This is a genomic window from Henriciella pelagia, assembly GCF_002088945.1.
In the GTDB taxonomy this organism is placed as follows: Bacteria; Pseudomonadota; Alphaproteobacteria; order Caulobacterales; family Hyphomonadaceae; genus Henriciella; species Henriciella pelagia.
Window position 1 is genome coordinate 42,775 of the sequence record NZ_NCSU01000008.1, and the last position, 19,148, is coordinate 61,922.

17 protein-coding genes are annotated in these 19,148 nt (G+C 61.3%); 8 read left to right on the forward strand and 9 right to left on the reverse strand.

From position 1 onward, the window contains the following. The first annotated feature begins 2 nt into the window (after positions 1-2). A complete protein-coding gene (locus B8746_RS08275) occupies positions 3-1,448 on the forward strand; it encodes a M23/M56 family metallopeptidase (RefSeq protein ID WP_084393228.1) in 1,446 nt (481 codons plus the stop codon). Between the two features lie 90 nt (positions 1,449-1,538). Here B8746_RS08275 and B8746_RS08280 read toward each other — a convergent pair whose 3' ends face one another. After that, positions 1,539-2,936, reverse strand: a complete 1,398-nt coding sequence (locus B8746_RS08280; RefSeq protein ID WP_084393229.1) for an NAD-dependent succinate-semialdehyde dehydrogenase — start codon at positions 2,934-2,936, stop codon at positions 1,539-1,541. Positions 2,937-3,202: 266 nt separating this feature from the next. On the opposite strand from B8746_RS08280, the gene B8746_RS08285 reads away from it, so the two are divergent. Further along, a complete protein-coding gene (locus B8746_RS08285) occupies positions 3,203-5,335 on the forward strand; it encodes a hypothetical protein (protein ID WP_143434560.1) in 2,133 nt (710 codons plus the stop codon). Positions 5,336-5,355: 20 nt separating this feature from the next. On the opposite strand, the gene B8746_RS08290 is transcribed toward B8746_RS08285, so the two are convergent. The 7 genes from B8746_RS08290 to B8746_RS08320 all read right to left on the reverse strand — a co-directional run bounded on the left by B8746_RS08290 (position 5,356) and on the right by B8746_RS08320 (position 13,153). Beyond that, a complete protein-coding gene (locus tag B8746_RS08290; RefSeq protein WP_084393231.1) occupies positions 5,356-6,288 on the reverse strand; it encodes a ribose-phosphate pyrophosphokinase in 933 nt (310 codons plus the stop codon). Between the two features lie 268 nt (positions 6,289-6,556). Further along, positions 6,557-7,336 (reverse strand): peptidoglycan editing factor PgeF, encoded by a 780-nt coding sequence (gene pgeF, locus B8746_RS08295; RefSeq protein WP_233124090.1) that lies wholly within the window; start codon positions 7,334-7,336, stop codon positions 6,557-6,559. A gap of 68 nt (positions 7,337-7,404) precedes the next feature. Further along, entirely contained in the window at positions 7,405-8,295 is an 891-nt protein-coding gene (locus B8746_RS08300; protein WP_084393232.1) for a hypothetical protein, read from the reverse strand. Between the two features lie 80 nt (positions 8,296-8,375). Continuing rightward, on the reverse strand, positions 8,376-11,012 hold the full coding sequence (locus tag B8746_RS08305; protein WP_084393233.1) for a TonB-dependent receptor: 2,637 nt from the start codon (positions 11,010-11,012) through the stop codon (positions 8,376-8,378). Between the two features lie 183 nt (positions 11,013-11,195). Beyond that, on the reverse strand, positions 11,196-11,822 hold the full coding sequence (locus tag B8746_RS08310) for a hypothetical protein (RefSeq protein ID WP_084393234.1): 627 nt from the start codon (positions 11,820-11,822) through the stop codon (positions 11,196-11,198). Positions 11,823-11,836: 14 nt separating this feature from the next. Continuing rightward, positions 11,837-12,643, reverse strand: a complete 807-nt coding sequence (gene proC, locus B8746_RS08315; RefSeq protein WP_084393235.1) for a pyrroline-5-carboxylate reductase — start codon at positions 12,641-12,643, stop codon at positions 11,837-11,839. 6 nt (positions 12,644-12,649) lie between these two features. Then, complete coding sequence (locus B8746_RS08320; protein ID WP_084393236.1) at positions 12,650-13,153, reverse strand: type III secretion system chaperone family protein; 504 nt, start codon at positions 13,151-13,153, stop codon at positions 12,650-12,652. Positions 13,154-13,376: 223 nt separating this feature from the next. Between B8746_RS08320 and modA the strand changes: the two genes are divergently transcribed. From modA to B8746_RS08340, 4 genes are all read left to right on the forward strand, one after another. Further along, the gene (gene modA / locus B8746_RS08325) at positions 13,377-14,150 is read left to right on the forward strand and encodes a molybdate ABC transporter substrate-binding protein (RefSeq protein WP_198943718.1); all 774 of its coding nucleotides are present in this window, start codon (positions 13,377-13,379) and stop codon (positions 14,148-14,150) included. Continuing rightward, complete coding sequence (gene modB, locus B8746_RS08330; protein WP_084393383.1) at positions 14,150-14,821, forward strand: molybdate ABC transporter permease subunit; 672 nt, start codon at positions 14,150-14,152, stop codon at positions 14,819-14,821. The genes modA and modB overlap by 1 nt, the downstream gene beginning before the upstream one ends. Beyond that, positions 14,811-15,908 carry a molybdenum ABC transporter ATP-binding protein gene (modC, locus tag B8746_RS08335; protein WP_158084570.1) on the forward strand — a complete coding sequence of 366 codons (1,098 nt, stop codon included), beginning with the start codon at positions 14,811-14,813 and terminating at the stop codon, positions 15,906-15,908. The genes modB and modC overlap by 11 nt, the downstream gene beginning before the upstream one ends. An 87-nt stretch (positions 15,909-15,995) precedes the next feature. Beyond that, complete coding sequence (locus B8746_RS08340; RefSeq protein WP_143434561.1) at positions 15,996-16,688, forward strand: hypothetical protein; 693 nt, start codon at positions 15,996-15,998, stop codon at positions 16,686-16,688. On the opposite strand, the gene B8746_RS08345 is transcribed toward B8746_RS08340, so the two are convergent. Then, complete coding sequence (locus tag B8746_RS08345) at positions 16,689-16,934, reverse strand: accessory factor UbiK family protein (protein WP_084393240.1); 246 nt, start codon at positions 16,932-16,934, stop codon at positions 16,689-16,691. Between the two features lie 86 nt (positions 16,935-17,020). On the opposite strand from B8746_RS08345, the gene lgt reads away from it, so the two are divergent. Continuing rightward, positions 17,021-17,959 carry a prolipoprotein diacylglyceryl transferase gene (gene lgt / locus B8746_RS08350; RefSeq protein WP_084393241.1) on the forward strand — a complete coding sequence of 313 codons (939 nt, stop codon included), beginning with the start codon at positions 17,021-17,023 and terminating at the stop codon, positions 17,957-17,959. Continuing rightward, positions 17,956-19,005 carry a class I SAM-dependent methyltransferase gene (locus tag B8746_RS08355; RefSeq protein ID WP_084393242.1) on the forward strand — a complete coding sequence of 350 codons (1,050 nt, stop codon included), beginning with the start codon at positions 17,956-17,958 and terminating at the stop codon, positions 19,003-19,005. The genes lgt and B8746_RS08355 overlap by 4 nt, the downstream gene beginning before the upstream one ends. Positions 19,006-19,148 lie beyond the last annotated feature (143 nt).

The window sequence follows — 19,148 nt, forward strand, 5'->3', positions numbered from 1 at the left end:
ACATGAGCGTTGCCTGGTTTGTCGTATTCGTGCTGCTGTGGACCGGCTTCCTCGCCGGTTTTGCCAGCCTGATCACGAATGGCCGCGTCAGCGCACGGTTTGCGCAGATGGTCTGGCGTGGTGCGGCTGTACTGTCTGTCCTGCCGCTGGCGATCATTCCCTTGCTGAAACTGCTGCCGAAGGACCTGCCATCGGCTATTCCTGACCTGCCCTATGTCGAGCCAGCCGCAGGCGTTGTCGCCTCTGCATCCGTCAATCTGCAGAGCGCCGTTTCCGGGCCCGAATGGGGCTGGACCGCGCCGACGCTGCTCGGTGTCCTTATCGCTGGATGGATGTTCCGGTGCGGAGCGTCCGCGCTTGGCCAGATGCGCCTCCAGCATCTCAAATCCCGCTCGGTGCCCCATCATGAGCAACCGATTGCCCTTCCCCTGAGCAGTCTGGGGCTCGAGCGGGGCCCTGCCATTCGCCTGATCGATGGCGGGTCGCCCTTCATTGCCGGCGTCGCTGCCCGCTCTGTCTATGTGCCTGAAGCGCTGAACAATCCGTCGGACCTGCGCCAGATCGTGATCCATGAATGCGTTCACCTGAAGCGCGGTGACCTTGTCACGCGGCCGCTGGAGCGGCTGGTGGCTGACCTCTTCTGGTTCTCGCCTTTCGCCTGGATGATGCGCCGCGAGCTCGATTTCTGGCGCGAGGCGGTGTGCGACGAGATCGCGTCTGAGATCAGCGGTGACCGGTTCGGCTATGCCCGCACGCTGGCCCATGCCGCACGGATCAGTGCGCCCACACGCATGCTGCCAGTGGCGGCCTTCATCCTGCCCAAGAGACGTAGCCTGCCGAAACGCCTTTCACGCCTGTTGGAGACGAGACCCATGCAGACGCGTCCGATCATGGCCATGAGTGCCAGCCTCGTTGCTCTCGCTCTCGCCCCCTTTGCGCTGGCTGAAGCTGGCAAGGATGCAATGCCGACCAGTGAGGAGGCGGCGGCCAAGCCGGTCAGCTTCGAACATGCGGTGGTCAAGTCGAACACAGCACGCATCTCGAGCAAGTTCGGCAAGCGCAAGGACCCTTTCAGCAAGGATAGCGCCTGGCACAAGGGAACTGATATTGCGGTGCCCGAAGGCACACCGGTCTACACGCCGTCCTGTGGTACGGTCGTCTTCTCAGGCTTCAAGCCGGCCTATGGCGAGACGATCGAGATCGCCTTTGGCGATGGCAGCAAGATGCGGTTCGCGCAGCTTGCCAGTCGCGATGTGATGGTGGGTGATGAGGTTACTGTCGGCACCAGAATCGGTTCGGTCGGCATGACGGGCCGTGCGACGGGGCCGCACCTTCACCTCGAACACTGGAAGAAAACGCTCAACGAAGAAACAGGCGAGACTGAATATCAGCCACACGACCCTATGATGGCTGAAGGTCTTGTCCTGTTTGCTGGCGGGTCTCGCTAATCCTGACGCCCGAGCGGCCTGCCAGGCCCCCATTCCGGACGCTATGGCCGGGATGGGGGTCTTTTCTTTTGCAGGATGATCATGGGAGCATCAGCCCATCAGATTGATCGCCTTCACGTTCACGAATTCCTTCATGCCGAAGCCGCCATGTTCGCGGCCATAGCCTGAATTCTTCACCCCGCCAAACGGCATGTCCGGCTGGGCAAGGCCGAAACCATTGATGAACACCATGCCGGTGTCGAAATGCTTTTCGGCAAGTTTGATCGCCTTGTCGGTATCGGTGGTAAAGATGCCGCCGCCGAGGCCGAAGCGGCTGTCATTGGCGATGCGGATGGCATCGTCGGCATCCCTGGCGCGGATGAGCGAGGCGACCGGGCCGAACAGCTCATCATCATAAGCCGGCTGGCCGGGCGTCACATTGTCGAGGACGGTGGCCGGATACCACCAGCCATCCTGCTCAGGGATTTCGCCGCCGCAGAGGATTTTTGCGCCCCCGGCGACGCTCTTTTCGACCTGTTCGTGCAGGTCATTTCGAAGGTCTTCGCGGGCCATCGGACCAATATCGGCCTCGCTTCCCATCGGATCGCCATGTTTCACGTCCTTCATGGCCTCAACGAAGGCGTCGCGGAACCTGTCATAGATGGCATCGACGACGACGAAGCGCTTGGCGGCGACGCAGGTCTCGCCATTATTGTAGACCCGGCCCATGACGCATTGCTTGACCGCCTTCTGAAGGTCGGCGTCTTCGAGCACGATATAGGCGTCATTCGATCCAAGCTCGAGCACGGTCTTCTTGAGCGCCTTGCCGGCTTTTTCGGCGATTACGGCACCGGCGGCCGCGCTGCCGGTCAGGGTGACGCCGCGCACGAGCGTATGATCGATCACGGTATCGGACTGGTCATGGCTGATGCGCAGCACGGTGAAGAGGTTTTCAGGCAGGCCGGCCTCGCGGAAGATCTTCTCGATCAACAGGCCGGAGCCGGTGACACTTTCGGCATGCTTGAGGAGGACGCCATTGCCCGCCATCAGATTGGCGATGGCATAGCGGATGACCTGATAGGTCGGGAAGTTCCAGGGCTGGATTCCGTAGATCACGCCGATGGGAGCATAGGCGATGCGCCCCTTCGCGCCGTTTTCGAGGTCGCGGGTCTCGGTGGCCAGTTCCTCCGGGCCGTTGGCCGCCGTCCAGTCGCAGATGCCTGCGCAGAGGTCGACTTCCTGCTCGCCCTGCTTGACGAGTTTGCCCATTTCGCGGGTCATGAGCTCTGACAGCTCTTTCCTGTTGTCCTTTAGGGCCTTGCCGATGGCGCGGATCCTTTCCGCGCGGTCTTGCAGAGAGACGTGCCGCCAGTCGAGGAAGGCTTCGTGGCAGGCTTTCACAGCCTGTTCGACTTCGCTGTCGCTCATCATCGGATAGCGCTCCAGCTCCTTGCCGGTCGCGGGGTTGATGGTTGTGAGGGTGTTGTCGAGACGTGCGCCGTCAGCCATGGTTTGGCCCTTTCTTCTGGGGTTATCCTTTGAAAGACAACACATGCGATCAGGGGCGCGTTCCGTGCGAATGTGAAAGCGCCCTGAAAACCCCGGTCAGCGTTTTTGACACGCGCGGCAGGGGCGGCATACTCGGCGTGCTGGCATTCAATAAATGCCGCCTGGCGTACAGCGCTGATGAGCATGGGGCCGGTTCGCCCGTGAAGAAAAAACCGGGTCTGCCTGCTCGCGGTCGGGGCGCTACGGTTTTCAAAGGGGAGACGCAAATGATTTCAACAAAGCGCACAATTTCCGCATTCGCCCTGATGGGCAGCCTGGCCGGCCTTCCGGCGGTCGCGGACACCTGGCCACAAAAGGAGTGGCAGCTGGATGAAACGTCGCTCCACACGTCTTGCCCCTATTGTTCCGACGCAGAGAAAGCGAAAGTTCAGCTGCGCATCGAGAAAGCCGCCAAGCTGAAGACATGGGTCGAACCCGAAATGCAGCGGATAAGCGACTGGCTGCAAGGCGAAGAATTCGCGGCGCCCGTCATCAAGAACTCAGAGAAAAACCCGGACTCCGGACGGATTTATTTTCTGAATGACAGTTCTTCGCGGGAAGTTGCCAAGATGCAGAGCAACATGTCCGCGGCGTATACAGAAAGCGGTGAGATTGAACTGCCGGTCGCAGGTGTTCTGGATGAGGTTCAGCTTGGGGATGGTCCTGCTTTTGCCGGCGAGACCCTGGCGTTCCAGGCTGGCTCGCTCGCACACGAGCTGCACCATGGCGTGGTCATGGGGCTGGATAGTCGGGGGGCACTGGAAACCCATGAGTGGGTCTCGGAAGGATTGGCCGAGGCGGTCGGCCTGGCCTGGGCCAGACGTGAATATGGCGCATCTCCCGAAAGCATAATCGTTGATACGCCGCGCTATGACCAGCCGCTCACCCAGACCGATGCCCCATATGGCCGGGGCCACTTCTTCTACTATCTCGGTGAAGGGCTAAGCCCCCAAGGGCCTGTGAGCTATATGCCGGAGCTCACCAGTGATGGCCCGGCCGGCGATGGTGCCGGCTGGATCGACACGTATCTGAAGGGAAAGGGCAGCGGACTGAAGCAGGCCTTCAACAGGCTGATTGCCGATCACACCGATAGCAAATCCTATTTCGGACCCGAGGCCGCCGCGATCAATTCTCCCAGCCTGGTTACCGAAATACGCAGCCCGGGATTTGGCAATGCAAACATCAAGGCTGGTGAGGTCGGGGCGATTGCTGCTCGCTATGAGGAGGCAGCCGCTGCCTTCGCGCCAGCAGAATGGGAGAAGCTGGAAGACCGCGACCGGGTCTATGCCCGCATTATCTATACCGAAAATGCAGAACGGGCGAATGATCTGACGGTCATCGTGGACGGCGAAGTTCAGGGCTCGAATGAGCGTCATGTCTCCCTGATATTTGGCGCGCCAGGAGAGGAAGCCGACCCAGCAATCGTCAAGGTCACCAATGTTGCAGAGGATGCGACATCTACAACAGCGCAGTCATACGAGCTCAAGATGCAGGTGACGCCGATTGGCTTTGACATTCCTCCTTGCGTGCAGGCCGGTAGCCAGGCCCAGATTGAGCTTGAAGGGTCAGTGTCGAATGCTGAGCTGAAGCGCGCGCTGGCGCGCGGCGATGTGCGCCTGTCTTCCAGTTCCGGTTCCATCTCAAGTGATCTTGTCTTCAATGCGACCGGCGGCACAGGAAGTGTGGACATCAACCTCACCTTGCCGACAGTTGATGGCGGACGGAAAACCATCGAACTTGGAGCGATCGATGTGCAGAACGGTTCTTGCGGCATCCGCATGACGTTCAGCCAGACGCGCGACGTTGTCGCGTATTGGGACCCGGTGAATGACCTCACCGAATACAAGGTTCAAGGCCGTACCGCCCTCATGCAGGACGGCGTCATGTATGTGCAGGACCCTCGCATGGGTTGGGTAAGGTTCGATCTCGACCAGTTTGCTGGTCTTGCGGTTGGCATGTCAGGGGGCGCCATTCCCGGATTGGGAGGAATGTCTTCCATGGAGGCCATTGGCGGTATTCGCACCTTCGATCTGCCGGATATGGCCATGGAAGCCTTTGAATGGGACAAGGTTGTAAAGGCGACGACGCCAGAAGGTCAGAAGATGCTTTCTTCCATGCCGAACAGTGCGAACCGCATTGAGCGCGGCAAGCGGAACTGTATCTTTGAATCAGGCGAGTGCGCGATGTTTCTCATGAGCGATGCGCAGGCAACACTGCAATTGACTTATGACAAGCAGCGCAGATTGACCGAGATGAATGCTGGCGGCCACTGGATCAGGTTCGAGCACGGAGATTTCACCGCGCGGCCTTTGCCAGCCCACTATACCGATATGAGTGTGCTGATGAATATGCCGCGCTAGGATCAGCGTCGGCTGCTAATCTAGTCGAACAGCTTCGACACGCTCTCATTGTTGGCGATGCGGCGGATCGCTTCGCCGAGCAGGGGCGCGACGGAGAGCACGCGCAGCGCCTTGGACTTGTAGTCCTCCTCAGTCGGGCGGATCGTATCGCAGATGACGATCTCATCCATGACGGATTTCTCGACGCGCTGGACGGCATTGTTGGAGAGGACGCCATGCGTGACATAGGCGCTGACGCCGGATGCGCCCTTGTCCTTCAGCGCGGCGGCGGCGTTGCACAGCGTGCCGCCGGAATCGCAGATATCGTCGATGAGGACGCAGTGGCGCCCTTCGACATCACCGATAATGTTCATGACTTCGGACTTTCCAGCCTCGGGGCGACGCTTGTCGACAATGGCGAGATCGCAGCCGAGACGGTTGGCGAGGTTGCGCGCGCGCACCACGCCGCCGACATCGGGGGACACGACCATGACGTTTGCGCCGGGATGGACGCGGCGGATGTCGGACTCGATCACCGGCATTGCGACAAGATTGTCAGTCGGCACGTCGAAGAAGCCCTGAATCTGCCCGGCATGCAGGTCCATGGTCAACACCCGGTCGGCACCCGCCTTGGCGATGAGGTTGGCGACCAGTTTGGCGGAGATGGGCGTGCGGCCGTCGGTCTTCCGGTCCTGGCGGGCATAGCCGTAATAAGGGATGACGGCTGTGATCCGGCTCGCCGAGGCGCGCACCAGAGCGTCGATGCAGATCAAGAGCTCCATGAGATTGTCATTGGCCGGCTTCGAGGTTGACTGGATCACGAAGACGTCTTCGCCGCGCACATTCTCGTTGATCCGCACAAAGATTTCATTGTCGGAAAAATTCTTGATTTCGGCGTCGGAGAGTGGGCAGTCGAGATGATCTGCAATGGCAGTGGCAAGCGGTTTGTTTGCGTTGCAGGTAATCAGTTTCATCGCGGGTCAGCCCTTCCCGTTGGATTGTTTGCGGTGCTTTTGGACGAGGACGCGTCGAGTCGCAAGGAAAAGGGTGACTCCAAGGCGGGGGAGGGCGCGTGCGTCTGATGCCGAAGACCCCACCCCGACCCTCCCCTGAGGAGAGGCGGCGATGATCTCAGCCATTTGCACTCATCCGCCCTCTATGGTTCGACTTCGCTCACCATGTCGGGCTATTTCAAACATCGCATAAGGCCGACAAGTTGAGCTTACAGGCTCAGGGTAAGGATCAGTCCTCAAGCATGATGACCGAGCCCTGGCGGCCATAGTCGGGTTCGCCGCGATGGTTGCGGCGGCGGTTGGAGAAATACATGTCATCCATCTCGCACGTGTCGTGGCCGATGACGTCGACCCAGGCGAGCTTCTGTTTCGTCAGCCGGTTTTTCACGAAAGTCTCGATATTGAAGTGAAACCGGTCACCTTCGCCGGGGTGAAAGAGGTTTGCGCTCCACGGCGCTTCAGCCAGGAAAGTGTCGCGAAATTCCGGGCCGACTTCATAGCTTTCCTGACCGATACAGGGGCCGACAGCGGCGTGGATGTCCTTTCTCTGCGCACCGGCTTCCTCCATCTTCGCGATGGTTGCTTCGCAGATGCCGCCAAGTGCGCCCTTCCAGCCGGCATGGCAGGCGCCGATGACGCCGGCCTTGCGGTCAGCAAAGAGGACGGGGACGCAGTCAGCGGTCAGGATGCAGAGGGCGATGCCGGGCAGGTTTGTCACCATGCCATCGGCCTGCGGGCGGTTCGGGCCCCATGGCATGGTCGCGAGGATGGCGATGTCCGAGTGGACCTGGTGGCAGGAAAGGAGGTGGTCGACTTCTGTTGCGCCGATCTGGTCCGCCACGAGGCGGCGATTGCGCATCACCGCTTTCGGCTTGTCATCAGAACCGAGGCCGAGATTGAGGCTGTCATAGATACCTTCGGACGTGCCGCCCTGACGGCCGAAAAAGCCGTGACGGATGCCGTTCATGCCAGCGATGCGCGGCGCGAGGATGTGGGGGATTGTGGCCATGCCCTTCGCATTAGGCCGGATCGGGGAAAAAGAAAACGGCCTCATCGCGGTTGGCGCGTCTCCAGCGGTTAGCGGAAGCGCTGCATCTCTTGCGCCGCGAGGCCGACGGCCGGCAAATCAATCGCGCGGACTTTTCCCCTGCGCCGGTCGATTGTGTAGACGGTGCGGCTGCCATCGGCCGCCCAGCTGAAGGCCTGACCTTCGGCCTCGAGGGCGATGGTCGCGACATGAAGCATGACGGGACCCATGGATGGCTTTGCAAGGACGTAGAGTTCCGGGCGGTCATGGCCGAGAATATAGAGCAGGCCGTCCGGTCCTATCGCGCCGCCTGAAGCTGCATAGGGCGCCATGCGGTCAATCGCCGATTGCGGGAAGAGCCAGCCGCCGGTACGCCGCCAGTCCTTGTCGAAGGTGACGACACTTGCAAAGGTCGCATCCTTGAAGGCGAGGCCGCCATTGCCGCCATAATGGGCGAATCCTGCGATGTAGCCGCCGCCGAGATCGTCAATCCAGGTGAGCGAGCCCTCATCCATCATGCCGAGGCTGTGGCTGCTCTCATGGGACATGGTGGCGGTGTCGAAATACTCCACAGACGAGCCCATAGGGGTCAGCGAATAATTTGAGTTTGCGCAGCGCAGGCGCGCGCCTTCCGTCTTGCAGGAATTCATGTGGCGCAGGAGGCCCTTGCCGGGCGCGGCGAAGCGGGCGGTGAGTTCGCCCGTATCGAGCCGGTACTTGCCGATGACGGAATTGTCGACGGGGTAGAAATAAGTCCGGTCGACCGCGACGCCCTGATCGGCTTCGGGGGCCTCGTATTCACGGATCGTGGTTGCCGTCAGCTGCTGGATGGCCGGGGCCTGATAGTCCGCGACCTCGTGAGACGGGATGCTGGCTGGCGGCTCTGCGCTCACGCAGGCGGCGGGCAGGATGAGGGCGAGAAGCGGGAGCAGGCGGGTCATGGGCAGCCTCGTATCGACAAGGAAGGAACGGCACCCGGAGCAGCGTCCGGGTGCCGTGGTCTGGCATTCAGGCGTTCTGCCTAGAAGCCATAGCTGAAGCCGAGATACAGCGTCTGGCCGACATATTCCCATTCGGTGCGCTGTTGCTCGTCACCGCCCTGGAATTCGCTGGTCGGTTCATTGTTGATGTTCACCGCCTCGGCGAAGATCTTGAAGTCCGGCATGACCTCATAGGACACTTTTGCGTCCCAGCGGCCGAACTCGCCCTGGTCGAGATTGACCGAGGAGTCGTTGAGGTTCACGTCGGTCAGGAAGCTGTCATTGTAGGCATAGCTCACTGACGCGTCGAAGCCGTGATTCTGGTAGAAGGCGGTGAAGGCATAGGTCTGCTCGGCCTGGTTCAGGAGGGGCAGGGTCTGGCCGTTCACTTCGGTCTCGCCATCAAGGAAGGTTGCCGAGGCTGACACGCCGAAACCATCCAGCGCATCTGGCAGGAACGGATCAAGCTGCGTCTGGGCGATCAGCTCAAGGCCTTTCAGCTCGCTGCTACCGGCATTGATGGTGGTCGAGATGTTAAGCTCGGTCAGGCCCGTCGTATCGACAGCGCCGGCAAGACCGCGCGCGGCAAGAGCGGCATTGATGGTGTCGGTGGTGGTGTAACGCTCGGAGACGCCGACGAGATCGTCCGAGATATCCTTGTAGAAGACCGCCGCTGAGAGCAGGGTGAGGTCGTTCGGATACCATTCGATGCTGGCGTCATAATTCCACGACACGCGGGCTTCGAGCTCCGGATTGCCGATGGAGAGGCCAGCAATGCCGAGCTCTTCGGAATAGGATGACCGCGGCGCGATGGCATCGAAGTCCGGGCGTCCGAGCGCGCGGGTCACCGATGCACGCAGGATCAGGTCTTCGGTGACATTGTAGTTGGCGAGTAGGCTCGGCAGGACGGTGACATAGTCGCCGCCATCGCTGATGCGCTGGGCTTCGCCGTCTTCGAGGAGGTAGCCCTGGGAGTCGACATCTGTGGCCTCGACACGGACACCGCCGATGAGTTCCAGCGGGCCGAATTCGCGCACACCCATGAGATAGGCGGCGAGCACAGTTTCGGTGATGTCATAGTCGGCGGCATAATCCTGGACGAAAGTGGCGCCTTCGTTCAGCTCGAAATAGGCGGCATTGGCCGGGTCCGCGAGGAAGGCGTCCATCGCATCGACATCCATGAAGATATTTGGCGCGCAGCCTTTCTCGAAGCAATTGGTGAATGCCCCATTGGTAAAGGCTGGCGAGGTACCGAGGTCCAGGTCGCTGGTGCCTGGATCGAAGCGAAGGGTTTCATGGTCCCAGCTTCGATCTGTCTGGCGGGCCTTCACACCGGTCTTGAACCAGGTGACCTCATCCATGTCCCAGCGCAGGTCGAGCTGGCCTGTGAGGCCGTCTTCCTGCATGTCGGAATTCTTGAAGCGGGCGCGCCGGAAAGGCAGGAGAGACGGATCCTGGCGGTCCGGTGTGCCGGCATCGGGGGTGATGTCGACAATGCCGTCGCCAGATATCGTGAAGGTGCCGGGGCCGAAATCGCGTCCGGACCGCCATTCCCAATAGGAATATGGCTCGCTGATCTCGTTCTGGTTCGCGATGACTTCGTAATTGAGCGTGAAGGCGTCAATGATGTTCTCGCCGCCCGCTGCGAAGGAGAAGACCTTCTTTTCGGCGTCCTCAAGGCGGATATTCGCGGCAATGCGGTTCAGGCCGACCGTGCCGGATGTCGGCGTGTCGAAGACGATGTCATTGTCGAAGTTCTGCTCATACCGGTTGCGGTGCTGGTACTCGTCCCAGCTGCCATAGAAGGCGCGCGCGAAATATCTCGAATTGGTGTCGGGGCGAAGCTCGACCATGCCATTGAGGTTCAGGCGTTCGCGGCCGATGACGTAATAGTTGTTCTTGACGTTCTGGGGCGCAGAGCCACCGACCGATCCGGTGACCGGGTCGGCATCATAGCTCAGCCAGTCGTCGCCATAATAGCCGGGCGCGATATATTCGCGGTCAGACCATGAGCCTCCAACCAGCCAGCCGAACTTGCCGTCCATGGCCTTGCCGGACAGCGTGCCGTCGATGCCGTATGGGTCTTCGCCGCCATAGGCATTGGATTCGGGCTCGATCTCTTCAAAGCCGTAACGGGCGGTGAGATAGCCGTAGAAATCGTCCGGGCGGTCAAAGGGGGACTTGGTCTCGACATTGACCGTGCCGCCAATGCCCTGGGCGTCCATATCGGCGGTCGGGGCCTTGATGACCTGAACCGAGCCGAGCACGCCGCCCGCGATGATATCGAGCGGGGCATTGCGGCCGCCGCCTTCGGTCTCTGGCGAGCCGATATTGGCGCCATTGATGGTGACATTGTTCAGCGACGGGTTGATGCCACGGATCTGGACATAGCGGCCTTCGCCCTTCTCGACGAGCATGCTGACGCCGGCGAGGCGGTTGAGACTTTCGCCGACATTCTTGTCGGGCAGCTGGCCGAGTTCATCGGCGCCGAGCGCTTCGATGATCTGCAGCGCGTCGCGCTTGTCCTCAATGCCTCGCTGACGCGAGAGCAGGGTGCCCTCTACAACGACCTTGTCGAGCTTGAATTCGTCTTCGGATGCGGGCTGATTGTCCTGCGCGGAGGCGTGCTGGCCGGCGAGCAGGATGGCGCTGGAAAGCAGCAGTGATTGTCTGATCATTAGGATACCCCCTCGGTAAGATCGGGGGCGTCCTATCCAGAGTCAGGCACAGGATTTGTGACGGAAACGACAAATATTTCTGACAGCCAACCGCCGATTAAAGCTGGAGTCGAGGCGGGCAATCGCGCAGGTGGAAAACAGCGCGTTCGTGAGAATTTGGCGCCTGCGTGTTGTCTTTCTGCATCATGCGCCGGAAGGGGCGTCTTCGGCTTCCGGCGCGGCGGATTTGCGCCTTGCGAAGGGTTTGCGGATCCAGTCTGCGCGCTCTTCCATCTTGCGAAGTTCGCCGTCGAGTTTCGCCATGGTGCGTGACATGTCGGCGCTGTCTTCCCTGCGCCAGGCACGTTCGGCCTGCGCGATGGCCCAGGCGATTGCGGTGGAACGGAGCGGCTTTGGCAGGTCGCCCTTTTTGTCGAGGCCGGAACAGACCATTGCCCATTCGGCGGACGCCTGGCGGCTGGCCAGCAAGGCGATCATGCGGAGAGGCTGGGTCTGGCGCCATTTCATCAGGGAGAGCAGGGCCGGGCGATGCGCCTCCATCGCCTCGAAGCGCATCATGATGACATCGAACAGGCGGGTGCGCGGGGTCTCATCGGCGTCGAATGAGCCTTCGCTCATCGCCTTGTCGAAATAGGCTTCGACTGCGTCCGCAATCGTGTCCTTGTCACCGACTGTGTGAAAGTCTTCGAGCTTCAGCTCGGCCTTGTCGGCGATGGCGGCGAGGGTCAGTTCGCTCCAGTCCGTCCCGGCGGCAAGCTCAAGGGCGGCGCGGACGCCTTTTTCGAGAATCTGCTTGTTGGTGTCGCTCATGGGGCACTCCCTGGCTATTCGCCGGAGAGCTCACGGTCCCGTCTGACTGCGGCTGCAACGGCCTCTTCCATTAGAGATGGCATCGCACCGTCCCGCATCAAGACGTCGAGTGCGGCCTTTGTCACGCCGCCGGGTGAGGTGACATTCTCGCGGAGCGTGGATGGCGGCTCATCTGAGGACATCATCAGCGCGCCGGCCCCTTCAACGGTTTTTCGGGCCAGGCGAAGTGCCATGTCAGCGTCGAGGCCATGCGCGACGCCTGCCGCTGCCATGACTTCTGCGAGGAGGAAGCCGTAAGCCGGGCCGCAGCCGGAGATCGCGGTCGCCGCTGATATCTTGTCTTCGGTGATCGGGCCCTCAACATCGCCGAGCGGGGACAGGAGCTTGTGCAATGCGTTCGCATCGTCTGCAGATGCCGTCTGCGGCAGGCAGAGGAGCGTCATGCCCTTGCCGATGAGGCCCGGCGTATTCGGCATGGCGCGGGCGACGCGGGGCGTGCCGAGGCCGGTGGCCAGCCCATCCAGCGTGATGCCGGCCATGATGGAGAGGACGAGCGTGTCTGGCCCGACGAAGGCTTTGAGTTCATCACTGATGGTGCCGAAGACTTGCGGCTTTACGGCGACGACGAGCGTTGCAGCAGGCGACGGAGCCGGATTGAGCCTGATCTTGCCGTTCGCTTCCCAAGCTTTCAGCTGATCGGAGGGCTTTGGATCGTGAACGGCAATCTGGCCTTCATAGCCCGATTGTATCCACCCTCCCGCAAGAGCAGATCCCATCCGCCCGCCGCCGACGAGGGTCAGTCCGGCATCAGGGCGCGTCATCAATTGTCAGGCTTCGCCGTCTGTTTCGAAGAGCGCCGCGTCGATCGCTTCTTCCGGTGACTTGCCGGCCCAGATCACGAAGTTGAAGGCCGGGACGAACATGTTCACGGCATCGGTCGCTGCTGCAAGCACGGCGCGAATTTCTCCGGGTTCTGCCTCATCGCGGTCAAGCAGCGGCAGCGTGTGGCGGAACAGCAGGACACTGTCTTCGATCCAGTAGTCGAAATGGCCGAGCCAGAGGCGCTCATTCGCCATCAGGACGAGCTTGGAGATCGCCTGCTGGCGGGCAGCGGTCGGCTTGAGGTCGAGCGTCAGCGTGAAGTGCAAGGCCGGTGGCTCACGGCGGGCGGCGAAAAGCGCGCCCATCTCGCCCCAGCGGCTCTGGGCAATGCACTGGATGGCAGCATCCTCATCGCGCTGATGTTCCCATCCTGCGCTTTCGAGACATGCTTCGACGAGATCCAGAGGATCTGCAATATTCTCTGTTGACTGTTCGAGGTTGAGGCTCATCGGCTTGGTCCTCCGAATCGGCGTGACGGCTTGTCACCAATCGGGACGGTAACACGGGGGCGCGTCCCTGCAACCGCTCTTCCCCCAAGAGTTGTGGACGGCTGGTCCCGCTGCCTCGCATGTAGGCAGGCTTGGCGCAAACACAGATCGCAGTTAAGGGCTTAATCGTTGCAGGATGAGCTGGACAGGATCGTGCCGCGATCTGGGCGAGGAACGACAGATCATGAAGATGCATTTGCGTTTGAGTTGGCCGGTTCTGGCCGTGGCCCTCACATCCTGCGGCTTTGTCTCCAGCAAACCGGATGCCCTCATTGCAGTGGCGTCCAACTTCACCGCGACGGCCGACCTGCTCGAAGAGGCGTTTGAGGCCGCATACGATTTTGATGTGGATATCGTGTCGGGGGCGACCGGGCAGCTCTATGCGCAGATTACGAATGGCGCGCCTTTCGATGTGTTTCTCGCCGCCGATGTCACGCGCCCTCTGATGCTGGAAGAGGCCGGGCTCATCGTTGATGGCAGCCGGTTCACCTATGCTGTCGGGGCGCTGGCGCTCTGGACGGCAAATATCGAGAATGTCCCGAGGGACGATAGCGACATCGCCGCCGTGCTGCTTGAAAGCCGGTTTCAGAGCCTCGCCATCGCCAATCCCGATCTTGCCCCTTATGGCGCTGCTGCGATGCAGGCTCTGGAAGCCCTCGGCCTGGTCGAACGTGTCGAAGACAGGATCGTGCGCGGCGCCAATATCGGGCAGGTGTTTGCGCTGGTCAGCACGGGCAGTGCCGAGTTCGGCTTTGTTGCGCAGTCGCAGATTACTACGGCCGGGAGTATCGGCTGGAGCCTGGCGGTGCCGGCAGAGCTGCATGACCCGATTCTGCAGGATGGTGTGCTGCTCCAGCGGGCGGCCGAGAACGACGCGGCTCGAGCTTTCATCGCCTTTCTTCGTTCGAGCGAAGGGCATGACATCATTGAGCGGCACGATTACCGCGTGCCCGAATGATGGTGGATTTCGGCCCAGTCCTTCTCAGCCTGCAATTGGCGCTGGTTACGACGGTCATCCTGTTCGTGCTGGCCCTGCCGCTGGCCTACTGGCTGGCAATGACGCGCTCGCGGCTGAAGCCGGTGGTGGAGGCGGTGACGGCCTTGCCGCTGGTCCTGCCGCCGACCGTGATCGGCTTCTACCTGCTGATCGCGATGAACCCGACCGCGCCAATCGGCAGTTTCTGGGTATCTGTCATGGGCGATACGCTGGTCTTTTCATTCTCCGGACTGGTCGTTGCGTCGATCCTCTATTCGCTGCCATTCATGGTGCAGCCGCTGCAGTCTGCATTTGAGGCTGTCGGGCGAGGGCCGATGGAGGCAGCGGCAATGCTGCGCGCGTCGAAGCTGGATGCTTTCCGGTCGGTGATGCTTCCAGCCTCCCGGCGCGGCGTGATAACGGCCTGTGTGCTCACCTTCGCGCACACGATTGGCGAATTTGGTGTGGTGCTGATGGTGGGCGGCAATATTCCGGACCGCACGCGCGTCGTGTCGATTGCCGTTTATGAGCATGTTGAATCGGTCAGTTATGGCGAGGCTCATATCCTGTCGGCGGGCCTGCTCATCTTTTCCTTTGTGGTGCTGTTCGCGGTCTACGCGCTGAACCGGAGGCATGCTGTCCGTGTCGGCTGAGCTGCTCTCCTGCCACTTCCGCCTGAGACGAAAGGGATTTGACCTGCGCGTCGCGGAGGCCATTCCACTCGAGGGTGTCACGGCGGTGTTCGGGCCGAGCGGCAGCGGCAAGACAACCCTGCTGCGCTGTATCGCCGGGCTGGACGTGCCGGAGGAAGGCGGCGTGCGGCTCGGTGATCAGGACTGGGTGCGCGATGGCAAGACGCTCGTGAAGCCTCAGCACCGCAGGGTTGGTCTTGTGTTCCAGGATGGACGGCTGTTCCAGCATCTGAGCGTAGAGGGCAACCTGGACTATGCCGACCGGCGCAGCCGCAAGGATGGAAACGGGATATCCGTCGGCGATGTGGTCGAGGCGACGGGGATCACGCCGCTTCTGAAACGCCCGGTTGAAGGCCTTTCAGGCGGCGAGACGCGCCGGGTTGCGCTGGCGCGGGCCATAGTTTCGCGCCCGCGTCTGCTGTTGCTGGATGAGCCGCTATCTGGGCTTGACCGTGCGGCCCGGCGGGAGCTTCTGCCCTATCTGAGAGACTTGCCGGAGCGCTTTGGAATTCCGGCGCTTTTTGTCAGCCACGACATCGAAGAGGTCACCGCACTCGCCGATCGCGTGCTGGTGCTGCAGGGGGGCAATGTGACAGCGCATGGGCCGATTGGTGACGTGCTGAACATGCTCGACCTTGCCCCGCTCACCGACGGCGCGCGGCAGGGCAGCGTTGTTGAGGCTGTGGTCAGGTCTCACGATCCCGGCCTCGGGGTGACGCAGGTCGATCTGAAAGGACAGGCCTTGCACCTGCCCCTGAATGAAAGTCTCGCAGAAAATTCCGTCGTACGATTGTTCGTGGATGCCCGGGATGTCTCGATTGCCTTGACGCGTCCGACGGGGCTCAGCATCCGAAACATCCTGCCGGTCAGGATCACTGCCCTGTCTCCTGAGGCGGGCGGGGTCGAGATTGATCTCAGCGTGTTGCCGGGAACCGGGACGCTGAAATCCCGCATCACGAGGGCCGCTCTTCGCGACCTCGACCTGGTGGTCGGCCAGGAGGTGTTCGCCCTGATCAAGAGTGTCAGCCTTGCCGGGCAAAATAATTGACGCTTTTGCACCGGATGGCGGGAACCTGTGGCAGGTGAGCCAGTTTGGAGAACCGGTGGTCCGATTGCTTGAAGTGGAGTTTTGTCGATGCCCAACATGTCTGGTTCGGCTGCCGAAATGCCTGTGTCGTATGCTTTTCCGGAAGCCATTGAGCTTCAGCGCCGAACGGACACGCCCCCTCCCGGAGCATGGCATGAGCCGATGGAAAGCCGCTACGAGTTTCGATGCTGGCCGAACAATTGCCAGACAGATGAGATGACGAAGTTCTTTGCGAGCTGGGACCGGGTCGACGATAGCCGGCGGACGGACACATATATCTTCAGGAAGGGGTGCTGCGACCTGCTCATGAAGTTGCGTGACCAGACCCATTTCCAGGTCAAGCGCAAGCTCGGCCAACGCGGCCAGATTGATCTCTGGGGCCTGCAGTTCTCGTCTGCCATGCCGCTCCAGGACGATGTGCGGCGATGGCTTTCGAACGCGTGCGAGTTTTCGCCCTTCAACAAGGGAAAATGGTCGCAGTCGGCGCATGCTTTTCTGTGTCAGGTCTCCATCGAACCGGAGTGGGATTTCCTGCCCGTGAGCAAGAGCCGGTCAAGGTTCAGGAAGGGAAAGCTTACCGGAGAAGTGACGCTGGTCTCGACCAGGGGATGCTCCATGCATTCTGTCGCGGTCGAGTCCGAGGACGCTCTCGTGCTGGAGGAGTGCATATCCGCTGAGCCGTTTGCCGGACTCGCAAACCGCGATTATGGCGCTGCGCTGCGCGAATATCTTCGGCGCTAGCTAGCCTTTCCTTTTTTCCAGCGCCTCGACGCGTTTCTCCAGCGCCTCGACCTGCTCAAGTGCCTTGAGGGCGATGGCCTTCAGGGCTTCGACTTCGTCGCGTTCGGCAAGATCCATGTCGGCGATCATGGAGCGGACGCGGGCCTGCATGGCGGTTTTTGCTTCATCTCCAGCTGCGCGTGCGGCGCCCATTGCGCCCGTCATCAGGCCTGCAAGGTCATCTAGCATTGGATTTGTTCCGGCCATGTGGTTACTCCTTGCCGCAGAATGTGAGGCTGACTAGTCAGTGGCCTTCGACATAGGACAGGTCGCTTCAAGGGGAAAGACGACGAATGTACGCACTGATGACGAGCGCGCTCAGCTTTCCGGAGTTCAGCCCGGCGCTGATCGAGATCGATCTGGGCTTTGCCGGCCTCGGCAGCTTTCCCATCCGCTGGTATGCGCTGGCCTATATTGCCGGCCTGGTGATTGGCTGGCGCTATGCGCTGGCGCTTGCGGCGCGTCCGAAGCTGTGGGGCGGCACGAGCCCGGCCACCAAGGACGATATTGACGACCTGCTGTTCTACGCAACGCTGGGCGTGATCCTCGGCGGGCGGATCGGCTATATCCTGTTTTACCAGCTGCCCTTCCAGTTCGACAGCGTGCAGCGCGACCCGATGAGCCTGCTGCGTATCTGGGAAGGCGGCATGTCCTTCCATGGCGGGCTTCTGGGCGTGACGATTGCGATCCTGCTGGTCGCCAAGCAGCGCGGTGTGAAGCTGATGTCGATTGGCGACATTGCCGGTGTCGTGACGCCGATTGGCCTGTTCCTTGGCCGCTGCGCGAACTTCATCAATGCCGAGCTTTATGGCCGCCATACGGACGCGTCGGTCGGCATGGTGTTCCCAGAAGGCAATGCTGGCGGCACGCCATCGGCCTATGACTGGAACGCCAATGCGTGGGTCTATACCGGCAATGAGATGCCGCGCCATCCGAGCCAGCTTTATGAGGCGACGCTGGAAGGCCTCGTCCCTGCTATCGTGATTTCAGTCCTCGTCTGGAAGTTCGGCCTGTTGAAACGTCCGGGCCTCGCAGCGGGGCTGTTCCTGCTGTTCTATGGTGCCGGCCGGACCATCTCCGAACAGTTCCGCGAGCCTGACAGCTTTACCTGGGGCGTGATGCCGGACTGGCTGACCATGGGCCAGCTCCTGTCGCTTCCGATGTGGATCGGTGGCGCTTTCCTTGTCTGGAATGCGCTGCGCAAGCCGCCAGTCAGCACTGCGGGGGCATGACGCGCCTTGCGAGCAAGCTGAAATCCCTGATCCGGGCAGGCGGTCCGATGCCGGTCTCGGCTTATATGAATGCCTGCCTGCACGACCCGGAACACGGCTACTATGCGACACGTCCGGGGATCGGTCGGGATTTCATCACAGCGCCTGAAATCAGCCAGGTCTTCGGTGAGATGCTGGGCCTCTGGGCGCTGCATGAATGGCAAGCGCTTGGCTCGCCGGAGCGTTTTTCACTGGTTGAAGCAGGCGCTGGCCGCGGCACGATGATGGACGATATAATGCGGGCGGTGCGTCAGGCCAATGGCGGGCAGGGGTTCGATGTCGCCATCAATGAGGCGAGCCCGGTCTATTCGGCGGCGCAGAAGGAACGGCTGTCGGATCTTCATCCCAGTTTTCTGGGCGCGTTCCAGTCGATTGGTGAGGCGCCTTTCATCCTCATCGCGAATGAATGGCTGGACTGCCTGCCGGCGCGCCAGTTCGTGCAGTCGGACGGTGACTGGCATGAGAAGGTGGTCGGCCTTGATGACCAGGGCGACCTTGCGATTGGCATTGCGACCGACAAGGCGAATGCGCCAGCTTTCGAGATGCGCGACGGGGCGACATCCTTCGAGGTGCAGCCGGCACTGGAAACGCTTGTCGATGTGCTGAAGGATGCCTTTTCGGTTGTGCCGGGGCGGGCCCTGTTCATCGACTATGGCGTGTCCGAAGGCGCACCGGGCGACACGTTGCGGGCGTTTCAGCGCGGTCTTCAGGTCGGGCCGCTCGCGCTGCCGGGCAGCAGTGACCTTACCGTCGATGTCGATTTCGGGCGGTTGCGGCGACTGGCGGAGAAGGCAGGCCTCAGCGTGCATGGGCCGGTCGAGCAGGGACCGTTCCTGATGGGGCTGGGCGTTGAAGCGCGAATGCATGCGCTGATAAGGGCCAATCAGGGGCGGGCCGAAGAGATCTACAAGGGTGTGACCCGGCTGGTCGATCCGGCCGAGATGGGGCGGCGGTTCAAGGTGATCTGCCTCAGCGCACCGGGGCTGGCTGCGCCGGTGGGCTTTTAAAAAGCATTCCTCAATTGCAGTCTCGCGTCACTCTCGATCACCGTCAGGTGATCTGAGAGCCCAGTTCCAAACTTTGCCATAGGCGATGCGTTGAAACCGCAGGAGATGGGCGCTCTGATGAGCTGGCGCTCATCGAGCGAGAC